Origin of the sequence: Streptococcus sp. 27098_8_86, from assembly GCF_041432595.1 — a bacterium.
Taxonomy (GTDB): Bacteria; Bacillota; Bacilli; order Lactobacillales; family Streptococcaceae; genus Streptococcus; species Streptococcus pneumoniae_F.
The window spans coordinates 30,710-49,836 of sequence record NZ_JAPVZW010000010.1; the positions used below are offsets into that span (position 1 = coordinate 30,710).

21 protein-coding genes and 1 pseudogene are annotated in these 19,127 nt (G+C 41.2%); 3 read left to right on the plus strand and 19 right to left on the minus strand.

The window, feature by feature from the left end; all coding sequences use genetic code 11:
• Positions 1 to 49 precede the first annotated feature (49 nt).
• From murT to O3616_RS08745, 3 genes are all read left to right on the plus strand, one after another.
• Positions 50 to 1,393: a lipid II isoglutaminyl synthase subunit MurT gene (gene murT / locus O3616_RS08735; RefSeq protein ID WP_371638652.1), complete on the plus strand. Its 1,344-nt coding sequence runs from the start codon at positions 50 to 52 to the stop codon at positions 1,391 to 1,393.
• Positions 1,393 to 2,175 carry a lipid II isoglutaminyl synthase subunit GatD gene (gene gatD / locus O3616_RS08740; protein WP_049499586.1) on the plus strand — a complete coding sequence of 261 codons (783 nt, stop codon included), beginning with the start codon at positions 1,393 to 1,395 and terminating at the stop codon, positions 2,173 to 2,175. Before murT ends, gatD begins: the two co-directional genes overlap by 1 nt.
• Before the next feature lie 127 nt (positions 2,176 to 2,302).
• Positions 2,303 to 3,385, plus strand: a complete 1,083-nt coding sequence (locus tag O3616_RS08745) for a M24 family metallopeptidase (protein ID WP_371638653.1) — start codon at positions 2,303 to 2,305, stop codon at positions 3,383 to 3,385.
• A gap of 215 nt (positions 3,386 to 3,600) precedes the next feature.
• On the opposite strand, the gene O3616_RS08750 is transcribed toward O3616_RS08745, so the two are convergent.
• The 19 genes and pseudogenes from O3616_RS08750 to brnQ form a co-directional block, all read right to left on the minus strand.
• Positions 3,601 to 4,062, minus strand: a complete 462-nt coding sequence (locus O3616_RS08750) for an ECF transporter S component (RefSeq protein ID WP_125429461.1) — start codon at positions 4,060 to 4,062, stop codon at positions 3,601 to 3,603.
• A complete protein-coding gene (locus O3616_RS08755) occupies positions 4,040 to 4,813 on the minus strand; it encodes a bifunctional hydroxymethylpyrimidine kinase/phosphomethylpyrimidine kinase (protein WP_371638654.1) in 774 nt (257 codons plus the stop codon). Before O3616_RS08755 ends, O3616_RS08750 begins: the two co-directional genes overlap by 23 nt.
• Positions 4,803 to 5,552 carry a tRNA pseudouridine(38-40) synthase TruA gene (gene truA, locus O3616_RS08760; protein WP_261034850.1) on the minus strand — a complete coding sequence of 250 codons (750 nt, stop codon included), beginning with the start codon at positions 5,550 to 5,552 and terminating at the stop codon, positions 4,803 to 4,805. Before truA ends, O3616_RS08755 begins: the two co-directional genes overlap by 11 nt.
• A 99-nt stretch (positions 5,553 to 5,651) precedes the next feature.
• Positions 5,652 to 6,803, minus strand: a complete 1,152-nt coding sequence (locus O3616_RS08765) for an MFS transporter (RefSeq protein ID WP_371638655.1) — start codon at positions 6,801 to 6,803, stop codon at positions 5,652 to 5,654.
• A 124-nt stretch (positions 6,804 to 6,927) separates the two neighbouring features.
• Positions 6,928 to 7,557 carry a Pr6Pr family membrane protein gene (locus O3616_RS08770; RefSeq protein ID WP_371638656.1) on the minus strand — a complete coding sequence of 210 codons (630 nt, stop codon included), beginning with the start codon at positions 7,555 to 7,557 and terminating at the stop codon, positions 6,928 to 6,930.
• Positions 7,558 to 7,559: 2 nt separating this feature from the next.
• Positions 7,560 to 7,898: a zinc ribbon domain-containing protein YjdM gene (locus O3616_RS08775; RefSeq protein ID WP_001061596.1), complete on the minus strand. Its 339-nt coding sequence runs from the start codon at positions 7,896 to 7,898 to the stop codon at positions 7,560 to 7,562.
• Positions 7,899 to 8,105: 207 nt separating this feature from the next.
• Positions 8,106 to 8,624, minus strand: a complete 519-nt coding sequence (locus tag O3616_RS08780) for a DNA starvation/stationary phase protection protein (protein ID WP_004237560.1) — start codon at positions 8,622 to 8,624, stop codon at positions 8,106 to 8,108.
• Positions 8,625 to 8,775: 151 nt separating this feature from the next.
• Positions 8,776 to 9,228 (minus strand): annotated as a pseudogene (locus O3616_RS08785) (ATP-binding cassette domain-containing protein); the annotation flags it as partial.
• A 33-nt stretch (positions 9,229 to 9,261) separates the two neighbouring features.
• Positions 9,262 to 10,020 (minus strand): triose-phosphate isomerase, encoded by a 759-nt coding sequence (gene tpiA, locus O3616_RS08790; protein WP_000087893.1) that lies wholly within the window; start codon positions 10,018 to 10,020, stop codon positions 9,262 to 9,264.
• A gap of 97 nt (positions 10,021 to 10,117) precedes the next feature.
• Positions 10,118 to 10,795, minus strand: coding sequence for a DnaD domain protein (locus O3616_RS08795; protein ID WP_371638657.1), 678 nt, complete (start codon positions 10,793 to 10,795; stop codon positions 10,118 to 10,120).
• Positions 10,796 to 10,803: 8 nt separating this feature from the next.
• Positions 10,804 to 11,748: a homoserine O-succinyltransferase gene (gene metA / locus O3616_RS08800; RefSeq protein WP_049492384.1), complete on the minus strand. Its 945-nt coding sequence runs from the start codon at positions 11,746 to 11,748 to the stop codon at positions 10,804 to 10,806.
• A 286-nt stretch (positions 11,749 to 12,034) separates the two neighbouring features.
• Positions 12,035 to 12,547: an adenine phosphoribosyltransferase gene (locus tag O3616_RS08805; RefSeq protein WP_001049318.1), complete on the minus strand. Its 513-nt coding sequence runs from the start codon at positions 12,545 to 12,547 to the stop codon at positions 12,035 to 12,037.
• 85 nt (positions 12,548 to 12,632) lie between these two features.
• Positions 12,633 to 13,391 carry a class I SAM-dependent methyltransferase gene (locus O3616_RS08810; RefSeq protein WP_371638658.1) on the minus strand — a complete coding sequence of 253 codons (759 nt, stop codon included), beginning with the start codon at positions 13,389 to 13,391 and terminating at the stop codon, positions 12,633 to 12,635.
• Between the two features lie 487 nt (positions 13,392 to 13,878).
• The gene (gene rplA / locus O3616_RS08815; RefSeq protein WP_001085675.1) at positions 13,879 to 14,568 is read right to left on the minus strand and encodes a 50S ribosomal protein L1; all 690 of its coding nucleotides are present in this window, start codon (positions 14,566 to 14,568) and stop codon (positions 13,879 to 13,881) included.
• Positions 14,569 to 14,775: 207 nt separating this feature from the next.
• The gene (gene rplK, locus O3616_RS08820) at positions 14,776 to 15,201 is read right to left on the minus strand and encodes a 50S ribosomal protein L11 (protein WP_001085807.1); all 426 of its coding nucleotides are present in this window, start codon (positions 15,199 to 15,201) and stop codon (positions 14,776 to 14,778) included.
• Positions 15,202 to 15,323: 122 nt separating this feature from the next.
• On the minus strand, positions 15,324 to 16,040 hold the full coding sequence (ldcB, locus tag O3616_RS08825; RefSeq protein ID WP_020902091.1) for an LD-carboxypeptidase LdcB/DacB: 717 nt from the start codon (positions 16,038 to 16,040) through the stop codon (positions 15,324 to 15,326).
• A gap of 2 nt (positions 16,041 to 16,042) precedes the next feature.
• Positions 16,043 to 16,513, minus strand: a complete 471-nt coding sequence (locus O3616_RS08830) for an HIT family protein (RefSeq protein WP_371638659.1) — start codon at positions 16,511 to 16,513, stop codon at positions 16,043 to 16,045.
• Position 16,514: 1 nt separating this feature from the next.
• Positions 16,515 to 17,552: a M42 family metallopeptidase gene (locus O3616_RS08835; RefSeq protein ID WP_371638660.1), complete on the minus strand. Its 1,038-nt coding sequence runs from the start codon at positions 17,550 to 17,552 to the stop codon at positions 16,515 to 16,517.
• 97 nt (positions 17,553 to 17,649) lie between these two features.
• Entirely contained in the window at positions 17,650 to 18,975 is a 1,326-nt protein-coding gene (gene brnQ / locus O3616_RS08840) for a branched-chain amino acid transport system II carrier protein (protein WP_001074581.1), read from the minus strand.
• Positions 18,976 to 19,127 lie beyond the last annotated feature (152 nt).

Sequence of the window (19,127 nt, forward strand, 5' to 3'; positions counted from 1 at the left end):
TGCGAAATCTCAAATCTGTCTTTTCCCTCTTTTATGATATAATAGAAACATGAAATTAAAAACTACCTTGGGCCTTCTTGCTGGGCGTTCTTCCCACTTCGTTTTGAGCCGTCTTGGCCGTGGAAGTACGCTCCCAGGAAAAGTCGCCCTTCAATTTGATAAAGATATTTTACAAAACCTAGCTAAGAACTACGAGATTGTCGTGGTCACTGGAACCAACGGAAAAACCTTGACAACAGCCCTCACTGTCGGCATTTTAAAAGAGGTTTATGGTCAAGTTCTGACCAACCCAAGCGGTGCCAACATGATTACAGGAATTGCGACAACCTTCTTAACAGCCAAATCTTCTAAAACTGGGAAAAATATTGCCGTTCTAGAAATCGATGAAGCCAGTCTATCTCGTATCTGTGACTATATCCAGCCAAGCCTTTTTGTCATCACCAATATCTTCCGTGACCAGATGGACCGCTATGGTGAGATTTACACAACTTACAAGATGATTTTGGATGCTATTCGTAAAGTGCCTACTGCCACTGTTCTCCTTAATGGAGACAGTCCACTTTTCTACAAGCCAGCTATTCCAAATCCTGTACAGTATTTTGGTTTTGACTTAGAAAAAGGACCCGCTCGAGAAGCTCACTACAATACAGAAGGAATTCTCTGTCCTGACTGCCAAGGCATCCTCAAATATGAGCACAATACCTATGCAAACTTGGGTGCCTATATCTGTGAAGGCTGCGGATGTAAACGTCCTGATCTCGACTATCGCTTGACAGAACTAGTTGAGTTGACCAACAATCGCTCTCGCTTTGTTATTGACGGACAAGAATATGGTATCCAAATCGGTGGTCTCTACAATATCTACAACGCCCTAGCTGCGGTTGCTATCGCCCGTTTCCTCGGCGCAGATTCGCAACTCATCAAGCAGGGATTTGATAAGAGCCGTGCTGTCTTTGGACGTCAAGAAACCTTCCATATCGGTGACAAGGAATGTACCCTCGTCTTGATTAAAAATCCAGTCGGTGCAACCCAAGCTATCGAAATGATTAAACTAGCTCCTTATCCATTTAGCCTATCAGTCCTTCTTAACGCTAACTATGCAGATGGAATTGATACCAGTTGGATCTGGGATGCTGATTTTGAACAAATCACTGACATGGACATCCCTGAAATCAACGCTGGCGGTGTGCGTCATTCTGAAATTGCACGTCGTCTACGAGTAACAGGCTATCCAGCTGATAAAATCACTGAAACAAGTAGTCTGGAGCAAGTTCTCAAGACCATTGAGAACCAAGACTGCAAGCATGCTTATATTCTGGCTACCTATACTGCTATGCTGGAATTCCGCGAACTGCTGGCTAGTCGTCAGATTGTTAGAAAGGAGATGAACTAATGGTTTATACTTCACTTTCCTCAAAAGCTGGCAATTACCCCTATCAGCTCAACATTGCTCACCTCTACGGAAATCTCATGAATACCTACGGGGACAATGGAAACATCCTCATGCTTAAGTATGTGGCTGAAAAACTGGGAGCCCATGTGACGGTTGACATCGTTTCTCTCCATGATAACTTTGATGAAAATCACTACGACATTGCCTTTTTCGGTGGCGGTCAAGACTTTGAACAGAGTATCATTGCAGACGACCTACCTGCTAAAAAAGAGAGCATTGACAACTACATCCAAAACGACGGTGTGGTTCTGGCTATCTGCGGTGGTTTCCAACTATTGGGTCAATATTATGTTGAAGCTTCAGGGAGACGTATCGAAGGGCTAGGTGTCATGGGCCACTACACGCTCAACCAGACCAATAACCGTTTTATCGGGGACATCAAGATTCATAATGAAGATTTCGATGAAACCTACTACGGATTTGAGAATCATCAGGGCCGTACCTTCCTCTCAGATGATCAAAAACCACTGGGACAGGTTGTCTATGGAAATGGAAATAACGAAGAAAAAGTCGGCGAAGGGGTTCATTATAAGAATGTCTTTGGTTCCTACTTCCACGGGCCTATCCTCTCTCGCAATGCCAATCTAGCTTATCGCCTAGTCACTACTGCCCTCAAGAAGAAATATGGTCAGGACATCCAACTCCCTGCCTATGAGGACATTCTCAGCCAAGAAATCGCTGAGGAATACAGCGACGTCAAAAGCAAGGCTGACTTTTCTTAAACAAAGTGAAACTATATCAAAGAACCCCGTTATCTTGTCGGAGTTCTTTTTGTCTTTTCTTTTACCCTTCTCCCTTGCATTTTCTCTCATTTTTTGCCAAAATAGAGGGGTAGAAAGAAGGTAGCATATGTCTAAATTACAACAAATCGTAGCATATCTTGAATCAGAAAAACTAGACGTCGCTGTCGTATCTGACCCCGTCACAATCAATTACCTCACTGGCTTTTACAGTGATCCCCATGAACGCCAAATGTTCCTTTTTGTCCTAGCGGTTCAAGAACCCCTCCTCTTTGTCCCAGCCCTTGAGGTTGAGCGTGCAAGTAGCACTGTTTCCTTCCCAGTTGTGGGCTATGTGGATTCTGAAAATCCATGGCAAAAAATGAAACATGCTCTTCCACAACTTGACTTCAAACGTGTTGCAGTCGAGTTTGACAATCTCATCTTGACCAAATATCATGGCTTAAAAACTGTCTTTGAAACAGCTGAGTTTGAAAACCTTACTCCTCGCATCCAACGCATGCGCCTCATCAAATCAGCTGACGAAGTGCAAAAAATGATGGTTGCAGGTCTCTATGTGGACAAGGCTGTTAATGTTGGTTTTGAAAATATTTCTCTTGATAAGACTGAGACAGATATCATCGCTCAAATCGACTTTGCCATGAAACGTGAAGGCTATGAAATGAGTTTTGATACCATGGTCTTGACTGGTGATAATGCTGCAAATCCACACGGTATTCCAGCAGCTAATAAGGTTGAAAATGATGCCCTTCTCCTCTTTGACCTAGGTGTTCTCGTCAACGGTTACGCATCAGACATGACTCGTACAGTCGCTGTTGGTAAACCAGACCAATTCAAGAAAGACATTTACAACTTGACTCTTGAAGCTCAACAAGCTGCTCTAGACTTTATCAAACCAGGTGTGACTGCCCATGAAGTGGACCGCGCTGCCCGTGAGGTCATCGAAAAAGCTGGTTACGGCGAGTACTTCAACCACCGTCTTGGTCACGGTATCGGTATGGATGTCCACGAATTCCCATCTATCATGGAAGGAAACGACATGATCATCGAAGAAGGCATGTGCTTCTCTGTTGAACCAGGTATCTATATCCCTGGTAAAGTCGGTGTCCGTATCGAAGACTGCGGTGTTGTTACCAAAGATGGTTTTGACCTCTTTACAAGCACCAGCAAAGACTTGCTTTATTTTGATTAATATTCTTCGAAAATCTTCCCACAATAAAACGCATAATATCAAGTTTTCAACACCTGATACTATGCGTTTTTCTGATTTTTAAGACTTTTATCCAGCCTCTTTATACTCAATGAAAATCAAAGTGCAAACCAGGAAGCTAGCCGCAGGTTGCTCAAAACAATGTTTTGAGGTTGCAGATGGAAACTGATGTGGTTTGAAGAGATTTTCGAAGAGTATTACTTAATCTTCTTGATACTTTGACTAAGGATAAATCCTACAATCATCCCTACCATATTTTGCATGAAATTTGGTAGGATTTCTGGTAGGGCTGATGCCCAGCCATTCATCAAAGTAGAACCCAAGGCGTAACCCCCTACCATGGCAATCGTTGCTAAGATAAGGCCTAACCACTGAGTTTTTCCTTTAAATCCTGCGAAAAATCCCTGCAAGCCATGGTTGACCAAGCTAAAGAACATCCACTGAGGATAGCCTGATAAGAGGTCAATCAAGAAACCTGCTAGTCCTCCGACTACAGCCCCTTCACGACTACCAAAGTAGAAGGCCGTAAAGAAGACACCTGCATCTAAAAGAGTTAGAATGCCTGTCGGTGTTGGAATTTTTAAGAAATAACCTAGAACCACAGAGAGGGCGGTTAATAGGGATACAAGGGCAATTTTAGTTGTTTTGGTTTGCTTCATATTGTCTTACTCCATACTGATCTGCTTGTGCAATAGAACGATAAACGAAAGCCTTAGAGCTTTCTACTGCTGGTAAAAGTTCATCACCTTTGACTAGGTGACTGGCAATGCTAGAGGCAAAGGTACAACCTGCACCAGCATTTTGGCCTTGGATGACAGGATTTTCTAGGACTGTAAATTTTTGTCCGTCATAAAAGACATCTACAGCCTTGTCCTGACTAAGTCGATTGCCTCCCTTGATAATGACTGCTGGCGCTCCTAATTCATGCAATTTCTGCGCTGCAGCCTTCATATCTTCAAGGGTTTTAATCTCTTGATCTGCTAGTAATTCTGCTTCAGGAAGATTAGGCGTAATCACACTGACATGAGGGAAAAAGCGAATCAACTCTTGGCAGAGTTCACTAACTGCTACGTCGTGCGTTTCCTTGCAGACCAGGACAGGATCCAGAACCACAGGCACTCCTGGGCGTTGTTTGATAAAGTCCAAGGCCTTCTCAGCCACACTGACAGTTGGTAGAAGACCAATCTTAATCCCTGCAAATTCCACATCATGCAAGCTATCTAATTCATGTTGAAAAATGGTATCCTCAGTTGGAAAGACTTCAAAGCCCTTTTCCGTCAAGGCTGTCAAACAAGTCACTGCTACAAAGCCATGCAAGCCGTTCAAGGTATAGGTAGCCAAATCAGCGGACAATCCACCACCACTAAAAATATCATTTCCTGAAAGTGCTAAAATACGATTATTCTTCATAACGAATCTCCTTTAAATACAAACCATTAGGTGCTGCAGTGGGACCTGCAAGTTGCCTGTCCTTTTTCTCCAAGATGAGGTCAATCTGCTCCACTGGCATGCGGTTGTTGCCGATTTTGAGCAGTGTCCCCACCATATTGCGAATCTGCTTATACAAGAAACCATTTCCTGAAAAGGTAAAAGTCAAAAACTGGCCTGTCTCATCAACCCTAAGACTAGCTTCTGTAATAGTACGAACCTTGTCCTCTACACTAGTCCCAGAGGCTGTAAAACCTGTAAAATCATGGGTCCCTTCTAATTTCTTGACAGCCTCCTGCATTCGTTCCACATCAAGCGGATAAGGAAAGTGAGTGGCATAGTGACGGCGCATAGGATTCTTGGGACGGCCCCTATCCACGATAAACTCATAGGTCTTGCTATGCTTGGCATAACGGCAATGAAAATCATCCGCCACAAGCTCAATTGAAATCACATCGATATCTTCAGGAGACTGGGTGTCCAAAGCAAAACGGAGCTTCTCCTCATCCATTTGATAAGGCAGGTCAAAATGAATAACCTGTCCCAGAGCATGAACCCCACTATCAGTCCTACCAGCACCGTGAACAGTAATGGCTTGCCCTTTATTTAACCTGGTCAAGGTTTTTTCAATTTCTTCCTGAACGCTACGCGCATGAGGCTGACGCTGAAAACCAGCAAAGGCGTAACCATCATAGGAAATAGTTGCTTTATATCTTGTCATAACTTCTATTTTATCAAGAAAATAATCTGAAAACAAGGTTCTAAAACAAATATTGTCTGGGTACAAAAATCCAAAAAAGAAAAACTTAGGAAACCAATCCTAAGCTCTCTTTTGAAGTAGGTACATGACAAAGATAGAGGTTACAATTAACCAAAATCCTAAGATAGCAAAGACCAACATCCCATTGTGAGTTAGTAAGCCAATCGCACCTAGAACAAATGGGGTCGTAAAGGCTCCGAAACTACAGCCTAAAACTGCAAATGAAGTTGCTTGATTGAGGAGTTTAGCTGGAATTCGTTCAGAGACCAGTTGAAAGACCGTCGTCAAGGCTACACTGTAGGCAAAACCAGCAAGAATGCTTCCTGCCACTACCACCCACAAGGATGGAGACAGGGCAATCACAATTTGCCCTAAGCCAAAGGTAATACCTGACCATAGGAGCAATTTCTCTTTAAAGATAGAAATCAAGAAAGAAAAACTAACACCAGCCACAATCCCGATCAACTGCATGACACTAAGAACAAAACTAGATAACTGGGCATCTCCAAGTCCTCTTTCCACCATCAAACTTGGAATACGAATAGTAATAGCCGTATTGGTACAAACTACAACTGCCGCTTCAATAGCTAGGATAAAAATCAAGCCCTTCATTTCCTGAGTTAAGCGACTTGCTTCCTTTGTTTTTTTCTTGACTTCTTTCTTTTCTTTTCCATAAGGGACAAAGAGCAAATAAAGGGTCAACACCAAAAATCCAGCACTATAAGCTAAGAAAGTAGCTGTCCAACCAAAGGCCAACAACTGACCGACTGCCAAGGTGATGAGAGAAGCCCCAACAACCTCTGCAGAACCGCGTAGCCCTAACATCTGAATTCGCGTTTTTCCTTGATAGCGTTCACTAATAATGGAAATGGCCTTGGCATTAATCATCCCTACACCCAAACCAAAAAGAATCCGTGTTCCAAAGACAAAGGGATAGGCTTGATACCAAAAGGGTGCTGTTCCACTCAGTGATAAAATCAGCAAGCCCAAACTAATCTGTAAGCGCTCAGGAAATATTTTTTCTAAGATGCCATTTAGTAGTAACATAATCATGATCCCGAAGGAAGGCAAGCTCGCCAAGAGCTCAATTTGTTCCTTAGGGTAGCCTTGATAATAGTCAAACATAGCTGGCAGGGCACTCGAGATGGAAAAGGATGTAATCAAAACGAGGGAGAGAGCCAAAATACTGGCCCGTTCTAAAAATTGTTTCATGAAATTTCTTTCTATATTTCTCTCAATCTTCTACTTTTTTGATAGTTATCAAACAAGCAAGAAAAGAAGAAGTCTCTTTGGTGTACAGACTCCTTCTTAAACTCGAAAATGAATCCCTTGTATCTTAGGATGACTTTCTCTTGATTTGCTTGATAAAGTAGAAGATAAATCCTGCCACCATATAGGCAACAAAGATAATCAGACACCACTTGAACACGACATCCCACCCCTTGTTCACATTCAAAAAGAAGTAAGGGAAGGGACTGACCTTAGAATTAGGAACATCAAGTTTCAGTACCAAGCCATTAAAAAGAGCAAAAATCATATAAAGCAAGGGTAAAATCGTCCACACAACTGGATCCCAAATCTTGTATTGACCCTGTTTGTCAAAAAAGAGGGTATCTGCTAAAAACCAGAGGGGAACGATATAGTGGCAAAGGAAATTTTCTAGGGTATAGAAATTAGTCGCAATAGGCGCTAATAGGAAATGGTAAATCACACAGGTAATCATGATACTCATGGTGACTCCACCTTTTAAGCGCAAAAAACTTGGTCTTTGCCAGTCTTCACCTAAACGGCTCATAACCTTTAGGAGATAGAGCGTAAAAATCGCGACTAAAAGGTTGGACAGAACCGTATAGTAGAGAAGCATCCCAAAGCCACCATGCTTGGCGATTTCAAGATAAACTCCCGTAAAAGCCGCTAGAAACAAGAAGATACGGCTATAAAATGTAAGTTTGTAGTTCTTTGACATGCTTAAATTTTCTTCACAAACTCTGATTTGAGTTTCATGGCACCGAAACCATCGATTTTACAGTCGATATTGTGGTCGCCTTCTACGATGCGGATATTTTTCACGCGCGTCCCTTGTTTCAAATCTTTTGGCGCACCTTTTACTTTCAAATCCTTGATGAGGGTTACAGTATCACCGTCAGCCAATTTATTCCCGTTGGCATCGATAGCAACAAGGCCCTCTTCTACATCTGCAACTTCAGCAGGATTCCACTCATAAGCACACTCTGGGCAAACAAGTAGGGCACCGTCTTCGTAGACATACTCTGAGTTACATTTTGGGCAATTTGGTAGGTTGTTCATGGTTTCTCCTTATCATCATTCACTATTCTTTGAAAATCAAAATTTCTCGAACAGCAACTATTATACCTTAAAATCAGCATTTTGACAAATGAGTCGCCGGAGAAGCAAAGAAAAAATCATGTAACTTTGTCTGCTACATGATTTTTAAAAGATAGTTTATCATGAGTAGTGATACAGAAACTCATGATAGAAAGGGATGAATTTATCTTACAAACCTGGTGCTTGTCCAAGTTCTGCGGCAAGCATCCAGATTGTTTTATCAGTTTCAGTTTTAGCATCTGAGAAGATACCGTTTGTCACATCATCACCCTCTTCATCAGTGACATCCAAACCTTTTTGGAAGAGTTCTGACAAGTAACGGTAGATAGCAAGCACACGTTCCAAGCTTTCTTCAACATTACGGTATTCACCAGCTTCTTCTTCGATTTCACTATTTTGAAGGAATTCTGTCAAAGTAGAGAATGGGCTTCCCCCAAGTGTGATCAAACGTTCGCTGATTTCATCCAATTGGCCATCAAGAGCTTCCATATACTCATCCATTTTTGGATGCCATACAAGGAAACCACGACCACGCATGTACCAGTGCACTTGGTGCAAGGCAACGTGGGCTACGTATAAATCAGCAACAGCTTGGTTCAAGACTTCCTTTGTTTTTGCCAATGCTACTGGCGCTGCTTTTGTTAATGATGTTACGTCTTTTACTGCTTCTTTTTTCAATTCTACCATTTTATTTTACCTCATTCATTATTATTTGTAACCACTTCTTAATGATTACTACCTTAGTATACTACTAAGGAAAACCAATAGCAAGCCAAATGACTCACATGAGAAAAGTTGCAATAGACTGATAATTTAAGAAAAGTTTAGTTAGTTCTGATTAGCTCACTTTATCAGATTTACTTGAAAATTGGCTTTGGTAAAGTTCATAATAGAAGCCTTTTGCTTGGAGTACACTTTCGTGATTTCCCTACTCAATAATCTGTCCATCCTTAAGAACGAGAATCTCATTTGCTTCTTGAATGATCTAGAGACAGCGGGCGATGACAAGGCTAGTCCTTCCTTTCATCAAGCGTTTCATAGCTTTTTGAATCAAGAGTTCCAAACAGGTGTCAACAGAGGAAGTCGCTTCACTCAAAATAAGAATTTTAGAATTGTCTAGGAGAGCACGCGCGATGGTCAACAGTTGTTTGTGCCCGAGGGAAATATTTCTTGACTCTTGATTCATCTCTATATTGTAACCACCAGGAAGAGTTCGAATAAAATGGTCTATATTAGCCGCTTTAATAGCAAAAAAGAAAGGACGATATTTGTCCTTTCTCGATTTTAGCTTTTCTTCAACCCAATAATGTTGATAAAGAGTCGATTATTTTACAAAATCAAGCAATGCCAAGAAGCTTTCAGCTTCAAGTGACGCACCACCAACAAGGGCACCGTCAACGTCTGGGCAAGCCATGTATGAAGCAACGTTTTCAGGTTTAACAGAACCACCGTATTGAACACGAACTTTGTCTGCAACTTCTTGACCGAAGTCAGCAGCTACAACGTCACGAACAACTTTACACATTTTTTGTGCGTCGTCTTGTGAAGCTGATTTACCAGTACCGATAGCCCAGATTGGCTCATAAGCGATAACTGATGCAGCAACTTGTTCAGCAGTCAATCCAGCCAATGCAGCCGATACTTGAGCACCTACAAACTCAGCAGCTTTACCAGCTTCGTAAGTTTCAAGTGACTCACCACAACAGATGATTGGAAGCATACCGTTTGCAAAGATTGCTTTTGCTTTTTTGTTGATGTCTTCGTCAGTTTCATGGAAGTAGTCACGGCGTTCTGAGTGACCGATAACAACGTAGTCTGTACCGATTTCTTTCAAAACTTGTGGGCTTGTTTCACCAGTGAAAGCACCTGCATTTTCAAAGTAGCAGTTTTGAGCAGCAACTTTAAGGTTTGAGCCTTTTGCAGCAGCAAGAACAGTTGTCAAATCAAGAGCTGGAGCCGCGATACCTGCTTCAACAAGATCTGATGAAGGAAGTTTTGATGCAACTGCTTCAACAAATGCTTTAGCTTCTTCTGGATTTTTGTTCATTTTCCAGTTACCAGCGATAAATGGTTTACGTGACATTTCACATACCTCTTTTTTCAATTTATTTTCTATTTATTTTATCACAATTATACACAGCTTGCAAATCTTACTCGGATTTCAAGCCTGCTTACATGGATTAATCCTTCCAGAGATCCATAGCATTTCTGAAATCTGCAGATACCTGTGTCAACTGAGGATTGCTTGCTTCTCTATCTGCTCGTTTAGCCTCCACTTGAGCCACACTTTTGATGCCTTCATGGCGCCAGTTTCTTAAAATCGCCTGAATGTACTTCCAGTTTGGTTTTCCATTCAAAACCGCTTCACGAAGAGCTTCCTTAATCAAGTCAGCACTGGTTCCATCTTCCTTTAGTGTCTTGGTCAAATCCTCAATCTCAAAAGGCGTCAACAAGCGCCCCAACTCCTGTTGGAAGGTTTCCACCAAATCCTTGAGTTGATTTTGAGATGTCAACTGGTCTGAACTCGAATGAGCGGCTCCAAGCAAATTATCCAAACGTTCCAAAGCCAAACTAGCATCAAAAAGCAATTCAATTTCACCATTTAATTCGATGGTTCGATACTGAAGCAGTCCCCTCTCCGTCAGATTGGAAATAGCCTGATTGACATCCGAAATTTCCTTGCCAATCCTTTCAGCAATCTGGCTTGGCGACATTTCATCCAAACCTGTCGTATTTTGCAAATAGAAAAATTGCCAGACCAGAAAATCGTCGCTGGAAGGAAAGAGTTCCTTAAAATGCAAGAGCAGGGCACTTGGTAAAACCAAGTTCCCTGATTTAAAAGCGTCTAAATATGTCATAATTCCTCTTATAAATACCCAAATGCAGATGCATCATCTTCTATTTTTCTCCAGTCAAAAGGCGTCTCCTGATAGACCGCATAATTCACCCAGTTACTGAAAAAGAGGGCTGCTGATGAAGACCAACAAAGACAAGGTGTCTGGTTGACATCATCATCCTTAAAGTAATTTTCTGGAATATGTGGGTCTAAACCTGCATCACGGTCCCTAAAATACTCTTTTGCCAAGGTATCACGGTCATATTCCAAATGCCCAAAACTATAAATTTCTCGCAAATCACGACTGGCCAAAATAGAAACTCCAACCTGAGGTCCTTCTGATAAAATTTCAAGATTGGTTTTGTTTAAGATTTCTTCCTTAGAAATCTCCGTGTGCCGAGAATGAGGGGATACATAGCTATCGTCAAAGCCTCTAAAGAGAAGATGACCTTCCTTTAAAGTATCCTGAGGATAAATACCTGATAACTTACTGTCCATCTGGTATTTTTCCACCCCATAGCGCAAATAAAGACCAGCCTGAGCCCCCCAACAGATATGAAGAGTCGAATAGACATGGGTCTTGGACCACTCGATTACCTGACTGAATTCCTCCCAATAGTCCACTTCCTCAAATGGTAAATGCTCAACTGGAGCACCTGTGATAATCATCCCATCAAAATACTCATCCTTGACTTCAGGAAAAGTTTTATAAAAGGTCTCCATGTGCTCTGAACGAGTTGTTTTAGAACGGTGACTCTCCATATAGAGAAAATCAATATCCAGTTGCAGGGGCGTATTGGCCAAATGGCGCAACAACTGGGTCTCTGTGACCATTTTTTGTGGCATGAGATTTAAAATTAAAATCTTCAAGGGACGGATATCTTGGTGGGCCGCACGTTGATCATCCATGACAAAGATATTCTCTGTCCGTAAAATCTCAACAGCTGGCAATTTTTTATCAATTCGAATCGGCATAACCCTCTCCTAACTGTACTTTTCAGGAATCATTGCATATGTTTGAAACTCTTCGAAAATCTCTTCAAACCTCGTCAACGTTGCCTTGCTGTACTCAAGTACAGCCTGCGGCTAGTTTCCTAGTTTGCTCTTTGATTTTCATTGAGTATGAAACTAAATCTCAAACATCTAGTCCTTTTATTATACTGCAAGAAGATATAGTTTTCAATTATAGTTTTTCTCTAACTAGATATAGTCTATTTTTATATCCTAATGTAGAGAAAACAGCCCTAGGGACTGTTTTTCATTAATAATGCATAAGAACTTTGTAATCGTAGTCACCGATTTTTTCACGACCGTTCAATTCATCCAATTCAACAAGGAAGGCACAACCTGCTACAACACCACCAAGTTTTTCAATCATCTCGATGGTTGCCTTAACAGTTCCACCTGTTGCCAAGAGGTCATCCACAATAAGAACACGTTGACCTGGCTTGATGGCATCAGCATGCATAGTCAAGGTATCAACACCGTATTCTTTTTCGTAGTCAGCAGAAATAACTTCGCGTGGCAATTTACCTGGTTTACGAACAGGTGCAAAACCAATTCCCAACTCAAAGGCAACTGGACAGCCCACGATAAAACCACGAGCTTCAGGACCTACAATCATGTCAATTTTCTTGTCAGTCGCATACTGAACGATTTCACGAACAGCATAGCTGTAAGCATTCCCATCAGCCATCAAAGGACTGATATCACGGAAGGTAATCCCTTCCTTTGGATAATTTTCAATTGTTGCAATATAATCTTTTAAATTCATCTTTTTCTTTCTTTCAAAGTTTTTACTCTCTATTATAGCATATTTTTTAAGAAAGAAGAAAGGAAAAGTTAACATCAATGATTATCTAACGATTTGACGATTTATGACTAGCCATCGCAATAAAGCCCAAGTTTTTTTTATTCTTATCGAACATTTTATACATAGTTAAAAACTGCTTTCTATTCTCCTTTTTACAAGCATTTACACAAATTTTCAAGGTTCCTAGCCAACCTTCGTCATAAATCATACCCGATAATTTCATTAATGTCATTTCACCAGTCAATACTTTCACATCACGATAACCTGATTCTATCATCACCTGTTCCCAACCATCTTGACTTAAAGGACCTACATTTACATGAATTGCTTGTGACAGTTCCTGTCTGACAGACTCTTTAGCTTCCTTAAGAAGCACATCATGTGTCAAGAGAAGACCTTCAGGTTTTAAAACCCTTAAATACTCCATTACACATTTTTTCTTAGCTTGATCGGCTTGCATAGTCAGCATAGCTTCATTTATAACAATATCAAAACTAGCATCTTCATAAGGAAGTTTCATTGCATTAGCACTTTCAAAACTGATTAAATTAGCAACACCTGCCGTTTCAGCAGATTTTTTAGCCACTTCTAAGGCTTGTCCATCCATATCAACAGCAGTTATCTTACAACCAAAACACTGTGCCAACTCAATTGCTGTAGTTCCCCTATTACACGCAACCTCTAATATTCTCTTTTCTTTTGAAAATCCTCCTTCCGCAATTAACCAATCTGTGGCACGTTTTCCACCTGGACGTAAGCGTTTTTTCCCCAGTTTTGCTAAAAACTTATGACCTGCTTCTGACATTTGAACACCTCTGTTTTTTCTTCATTATAACATAAAATGATATTGTCTGACAATTCTAATCTATTATTTGATAAACTAGAATCAAAAGCATACAAGCTGCCATGACTATAGCATGAATCCATTAATCACCTCTCTAGTTCTAATTCAATTGCTCATGTAGTTTACGCATATAGGTTACGATAACATATTTGTACTTTAGAGTTGCTGGCCTCCTTATCCGCTATATACGCTTTACTATCACGTGCCTATTCATAGAGCCAAGATTTCTCTATCTCTTTCTCTGCCGATTCTTATTTCCAACGTCAGACTTAAACAGTCTATCCTAATTCCGTTCGATCAGCTACTCACAATAGTTAGACTTGGGAATCACTTTTGGGTTTACTAGTATATGATCCCCGCAGAGGATTTACACCTCAGATGAACGGAATGTTCGTCGCACCTAAAAAAACGAGTACTTTCGTACTCGTTCTCTGATATAAACTACTGATTAAAGTGAGTTTACGTCAACTTTGATACCAACACCTTGAGTAGTTGTGATAGTCAAGTTTGTTACGTAAGTTCCTTTAGCTGTAGCTGGTTTTGCTTTTTGGATTGTTTCGTTGAAAGCTTTGAAGTTTTCAACCAATTTTTCAGCTTCAAATGATACTTTACCAATGATTGCTTGAACGTTACCTGCACGGTCAGCACGGTAAGTGATTTTACCACCTTTAGACTCTTCAACTGCTTTAGCAACATCCATTGTTACAGTACCAGTTTTAGGGTTTGGCATCAAGTTACGTGGTCCAAGGACACGTCCAAGACGTCCAACAAGAGCCATCATGTCAGGTGTAGCAATAACTACGTCGAAGTCCAACCAACCGTCGTTGATTTTAGCAACAAGGTCATCTTCACCAACAAAGTCTGCACCAGCAGCCTTTGCTTCTTCAGCTTTTGCACCACGTGCGAAAACAAGAACGCGTGAAGTTTTACCAGTACCGTTTGGCAATACCATTGCTCCACGGATTTGTTGGTCAGCTTTTTTAACGTCGATGTTCAAGTTGTAAGCAACTTCTACAGTTGCGTCAAATTTTGCAAAGTTAGTTTCTTTTGCAAGTGCTACAGCTTCTTCTACGCTGTATGCTTTTGTGCTGTCGATTTTCTCAAGAGCAGCACGAAGTTGTTTGCTTTTTTTAGCCATTTTCTATTCTCCTTGTAAGTGGTTCAATCGATTTTCATCTCCCACGTCACTTCTCGAAATGATGAAGTCTTGCGGGTTTTCAGTCTATTATTTTCCTTTTCCTACTTCGTTAAGCTCCCTTGCTGTACTCAAGTACAAGCATCAGTCACTTGCCTAGTATGAAAAGCAACTAATAGACTGCTGTGAGATTTTCTACCGTGTTATTGATTAGTCAACAACAGTGAATCCCATAGAACGAGCAGTACCTTCGATCATACGCATTGCAGACTCTACGTTTGCTGCGTTCAAATCTGGCATCTTAGTTTCTGCAATTTCTTGTACTTGTGCACGAGTAACTGTAGCAACTTTAGTTTTGTTAGGTGTACCTGATCCTTTTTCAACACCTGCAGCTTTTTTCAAAAGAACAGCAGCTGGTGGTGTTTTAGTGATGAAAGTAAATGATTTATCTTCGTAAACTGAGATAACAACTGGAATGATCATACCAGCTTGGTCAGCTGTACGAGCGTTGAACTCTTTTGTGAATCCCATGATGTTGATACCAGCTTGACCAAGAGCAGGTCCAACCGGTGGAGCTGGTGTAGCTTTACCAGCAGGGATTTGCAATTTTACAAGTTTTTCGACTTTTTTAGCCATTTTTAAATCCTCCTTTGTGGTTTTGGCGGTAATTAAAGATTTTTACCTCCCACAAGTATGCTTTACACATACTCATCTATTATACACTATTTATCTGGAATTGCAAGAGAAAAGTTTATTTTTTAATCGACGTAATCTCCACCTTCAAAGCCGAAATACTCTTCCAAACTGAGGCCACTAGCTGCAATCTCTTTAGCCTCTTTTCCGACATAACGAAGGTGCCATTCCTCAGCCATATAGCCTGTTTCCTTTTCCTTACCTTTAAGATAACGGACAACAAAACCATAATCAGCCGCATGGTCCAAGAGCCATTGGGCCGCTTTTTCTTCTGTCACCAAATCACCATTTGTCCCAATCACATCAAAGGCCAAGCCTGTCTGGTGCTCGCTATAGCCAGGACGGGCAGAGTAACGGTCAGCTGCAGCCTTTCCATCTTTATTGACATAATCTTGATAGAGGTTAGTCTGAGTCTCGTAACTTCTAAAACCACTGTATTGATCACTAATTGGGAAGCCTGCCTCTTGCATCGCTTTGATGAGTTTGACCAACTCAGCCTTGGCTGTTGGATTTTCCCCTGGATTGTAGTCTTTCGATAATGGATAGTGTTTATTTGCTACGATAATTTCATCGTATTTCCCTTGGATACTATAGTAGTCACCTTTGTTAACCACTTCTGCTTTTTTCTGGGTGGCTTCTTGAGACTTATTTCCGACTGTTCCATCAACTTTGGCTGTTTGTTCTGTCTTAGCTGCTCCATCTTCATTTTTTGCTTTTTCTTGTGAACAAGCTGCTAGACTCAAGGCTAGCAAGGCTGTCAAGACAAGGTATCTTTTTTTCATTTCTACTCCTTTATTTCCAATAATTTATCTAGTTCTGACGATAAACGTTCGACTAATCTTTTAATCTCATCCGATTTTGCTTGGCAGGTTTCTGCTGTCATTTCTTCAAAGGGAACCCACCAAACTGGCCCACGCCCCTTGAGACCGTGACCATTCATATCACCTCTTCGTCTAGGAAAAAAATGCCAGTGAAGATGAGCATCACCATTTCCTAGCAGTTCGATATTCATTTTCTCAGCAGCAAAGGCCTTAGCAACCGCCTCTTGGACCAAACTCATTTCCTCTAGAAAACGGATTCTAGTTTCCTTCTCTAAATGATGCAATTCGGTGACATGTTCCTTGGCTAGAAAGAGACTATAGCCTGCAAAATACTGGTAATCTCCAATCACAAGATAGCCTGTTTCCAACTCTTTGACAAAATAAGGATTTTCATCCTTCTTAATGAGCTCAATTCTCTGGCAAATCAGGCACATATTAGTCTACCAAATTGCTCTTAAGGTAAGTATCGACCATACGCTCTGTTGCAACCACCGAGTCAATATGAGTACGTTCATAAGAATGACTAGACTCGATACCAGCACCGAGAAGGGCGTGTTTGACTTCTGCCCCTGCAGACATAGCTGCTGAAGCGTCCGAACCATAAAATGGATAGATATCCAGTTTAAATGGAATATCTTGCTCTTTAGCCAAGGCCACTAAATGTTGACGGAAGTCATAGTGATAAGGTCCAGAAGCATCCTTGACACAGATAGATACTGTATATTCGTCTGTTTGCTGATCATCCCCCATAGCTCCCATATCCACAGCCAGATATTCTACTACCTGAGCAGGAATATTAGAGTTAGCCCCATGTCCCACTTCTTCAAAGACTGAAAAAGCAAAATGGGTTGTTACTGGCAATTCAATCTTCTCTTCCTTATAAATGCGAAGGAGATTGAGCAAAATCGCTGCGCTGACCTTATCGTCCAAATGACGAGACTTGATAAAACCTGTCTCTGTCACGATAGTTCGTGGGTCAAAGCTGATAAAATCACCGACCTCAATGCCAAGAGCACGAGTTTCTTTTTCATTGGTTACTTTTGCGTCCAAACGCACTTCCATATTGTCCTGGGTGCGTTCTGCAGTCCCCGCATCCTTGTAGACATGGCAAGAAGTCTGGTGGATAAGGATGGTTCCTGATACTTTTTCACCTGTGCTAGCCACATGAACGATACAGTTCTCACCTTCGATCATGTTCCAAGGAAAACCACCGATACGATCCAGTTTGAGACGGCCGTCTGGTTTGACAGCGCGAACAATAGCACCCAGCGTATCCACATGGGCAGTCACATAGCGTTGTTGTTCATCATTTTGACCTTTGATAGTTACATTGACACCGCCCTTGGCTGTGCGAATCGGTTGGTAACCGAAGCCTTCTAGAGTCTTTACTAAATAGTCCGAAATCTCACGAGTGAAGCCTGTTGGCGATGCGATGGCTGTCAGTTCTTTGATATAGTTTATAGTCTGATTCATTTCTTCACCTCTTTTGCTACCTATTATAACACATTTATCATCGGATAAAAAAAGAAAATCACTCCTGTAGACTTGGCTACAAAAGTGATTTTAGTGATTATTCCATTTCAAAAACATCGCTTTCTTGCTTGTTTGGTAGAACCAATGAGAGCAAGATTCCGACAATAGCTGGTACTAACCATGGGAGTGATGCCTTTGCAAAAGGAAGAGCGTTGACAAGGTTTGCAAGAAACTCAACCTTAAACGAGCTTCCTAGTACGCTTGCAATAGCAATAGCTGTAACCACAGCAATTGTCAACTGCATACCTGGTTTTGAAAGGGCAACAAATTTGTTGACAATGACAATCATAACGATAGCAATCGTGATTGGGTACAAGATAACCAGTACAGGAATGGAGTACTTGATAATCGCATCAAGACCCAAATTAGCAATGGCAAATCCAATCAAAGTAAAGGCTGTCGCATAAACCTTGTAGCTGATTTGTGGGAAACGCTCATTAAAGAACTCAGCTGTTGACACAATCAAACCAACTGTTGTTGTGAAGCAGGTTACGGTAACCATAGCTGCAAGGAAGAGTTGAGCTGTTGAGCCAAAGATTTCTTGAGTGGCTTGTGACAAGATGTAAACACCTGGTGTTCCACCCTTCATCGCTTCAGCTGGTACTGGGAAATGATTTCCAAGGAAACCTAAACCGATGTAAAGAGCGCTGAAAGCAAGGGCTACAACGATACCAACAACCCAAATAGTTGAAATGTATTCTTTCTTACTTGAAAATCCAAGTTGTTTCAAGGTTTGAACTGCGATTACACTAAAGGCAACTGAGGCAAGGGCATCCAAGGTATTGTAACCTTCTAAGAAACCTGTACCAAAAGCAGAAGCTTGATAAGCAGCTGAAGCAGCTTGAGGACTTGTTCCACCGTATTTGAAAGCTCCTAGTACAACCAAGATGACAATCAAAATCGCAAAGACTGGCGTTAAAATACGACCGATACGGTCCAAGATTTTTGATGGATTAAGCGAAATCAAATAGGCTGCCGCAAAATACAGAACCGTAAAGACAATCAATCCAAGACCTTTATTAGCATCCGACAAAAGGGGGCTAATCCCGACTTCATAAGCTGTTGTAGCTGTACGTGGGATAGCAAAGAATGGACCGATTGACAAGTAAAGAACTGAGAGGTAAAGAGTCGCAAACCAAGGCGCTATCTTTGTTGAAATCTCGTAAATATATCCTTTAGGATTTAGCGTTCCAATAATAAGAGTCAAGACGGCGATACCGACACCTGAAAAGACAAAACCTGCGATGGCAGGAAGAAAATGTTCTCCAGATAGAGCACCTAGAGAAGGCGGAAAAATCAAGTTCCCCGCACCAAAAAATATTCCAAACAGGAGTAAACCTGTTAAGGCACCTTTTTTAGCCATGAAAATCTCCTTCATATTTATAAAATACTGACCTAGTATATCATGAATAGGAGCATGAAAAAAGCTTCACGAAGTAAATATTGAATGTTTTCAAGATTCTTAAAAATGAGAATTGTCTAAAAATAACATTCTCCTACCTAGTCCAAACCAAG

Excerpts from the sequence above, each read along its gene's own strand:
- O3616_RS08805 (WP_001049318.1), bottom strand. The coding sequence starts at position 12,547 with ATGAATTTAAAAGATTATATTGCAACAATTGAAAATTATCCAAAGGAA.
- rplA (WP_001085675.1), bottom strand. The coding sequence starts at position 14,568 with ATGGCTAAAAAAAGCAAACAACTTCGTGCTGCTCTTGAGAAAATCGAC.
- O3616_RS08750 (WP_125429461.1), bottom strand. The coding sequence starts at position 4,062 with ATGAAGCAAACCAAAACAACTAAAATTGCCCTTGTATCCCTATTAACC.
- O3616_RS08835 (WP_371638660.1), bottom strand. The coding sequence starts at position 17,552 with ATGAATCAGACTATAAACTATATCAAAGAACTGACAGCCATCGCATCG.
- O3616_RS08810 (WP_371638658.1), bottom strand. The coding sequence starts at position 13,391 with ATGTCAGAAGCAGGTCATAAGTTTTTAGCAAAACTGGGGAAAAAACGC.
- O3616_RS08755 (WP_371638654.1), bottom strand. The coding sequence starts at position 4,813 with ATGAAGAATAATCGTATTTTAGCACTTTCAGGAAATGATATTTTTAGT.
- metA (WP_049492384.1), bottom strand. The coding sequence starts at position 11,748 with ATGCCGATTCGAATTGATAAAAAATTGCCAGCTGTTGAGATTTTACGG.
- O3616_RS08795 (WP_371638657.1), bottom strand. The coding sequence starts at position 10,795 with ATGACATATTTAGACGCTTTTAAATCAGGGAACTTGGTTTTACCAAGT.
- rplK (WP_001085807.1), bottom strand. The coding sequence starts at position 15,201 with ATGGCTAAAAAAGTCGAAAAACTTGTAAAATTGCAAATCCCTGCTGGT.
- truA (WP_261034850.1), bottom strand. The coding sequence starts at position 5,552 with ATGACAAGATATAAAGCAACTATTTCCTATGATGGTTACGCCTTTGCT.
- brnQ (WP_001074581.1), bottom strand. The coding sequence starts at position 18,975 with ATGGCTAAAAAAGGTGCCTTAACAGGTTTACTCCTGTTTGGAATATTT.
- O3616_RS08830 (WP_371638659.1), bottom strand. The coding sequence starts at position 16,513 with ATGTGCCTGATTTGCCAGAGAATTGAGCTCATTAAGAAGGATGAAAAT.
- gatD (WP_049499586.1), top strand. The coding sequence starts at position 1,393 with ATGGTTTATACTTCACTTTCCTCAAAAGCTGGCAATTACCCCTATCAG.
- O3616_RS08775 (WP_001061596.1), bottom strand. The coding sequence starts at position 7,898 with ATGAACAACCTACCAAATTGCCCAAAATGTAACTCAGAGTATGTCTAC.
- O3616_RS08780 (WP_004237560.1), bottom strand. The coding sequence starts at position 8,624 with ATGGTAGAATTGAAAAAAGAAGCAGTAAAAGACGTAACATCATTAACA.
- O3616_RS08765 (WP_371638655.1), bottom strand. The coding sequence starts at position 6,803 with ATGAAACAATTTTTAGAACGGGCCAGTATTTTGGCTCTCTCCCTCGTT.
- O3616_RS08770 (WP_371638656.1), bottom strand. The coding sequence starts at position 7,557 with ATGTCAAAGAACTACAAACTTACATTTTATAGCCGTATCTTCTTGTTT.
- murT (WP_371638652.1), top strand. The coding sequence starts at position 50 with ATGAAATTAAAAACTACCTTGGGCCTTCTTGCTGGGCGTTCTTCCCAC.
- tpiA (WP_000087893.1), bottom strand. The coding sequence starts at position 10,020 with ATGTCACGTAAACCATTTATCGCTGGTAACTGGAAAATGAACAAAAAT.
- O3616_RS08745 (WP_371638653.1), top strand. The coding sequence starts at position 2,303 with ATGTCTAAATTACAACAAATCGTAGCATATCTTGAATCAGAAAAACTA.
- ldcB (WP_020902091.1), bottom strand. The coding sequence starts at position 16,040 with ATGAAAAAAAGATACCTTGTCTTGACAGCCTTGCTAGCCTTGAGTCTA.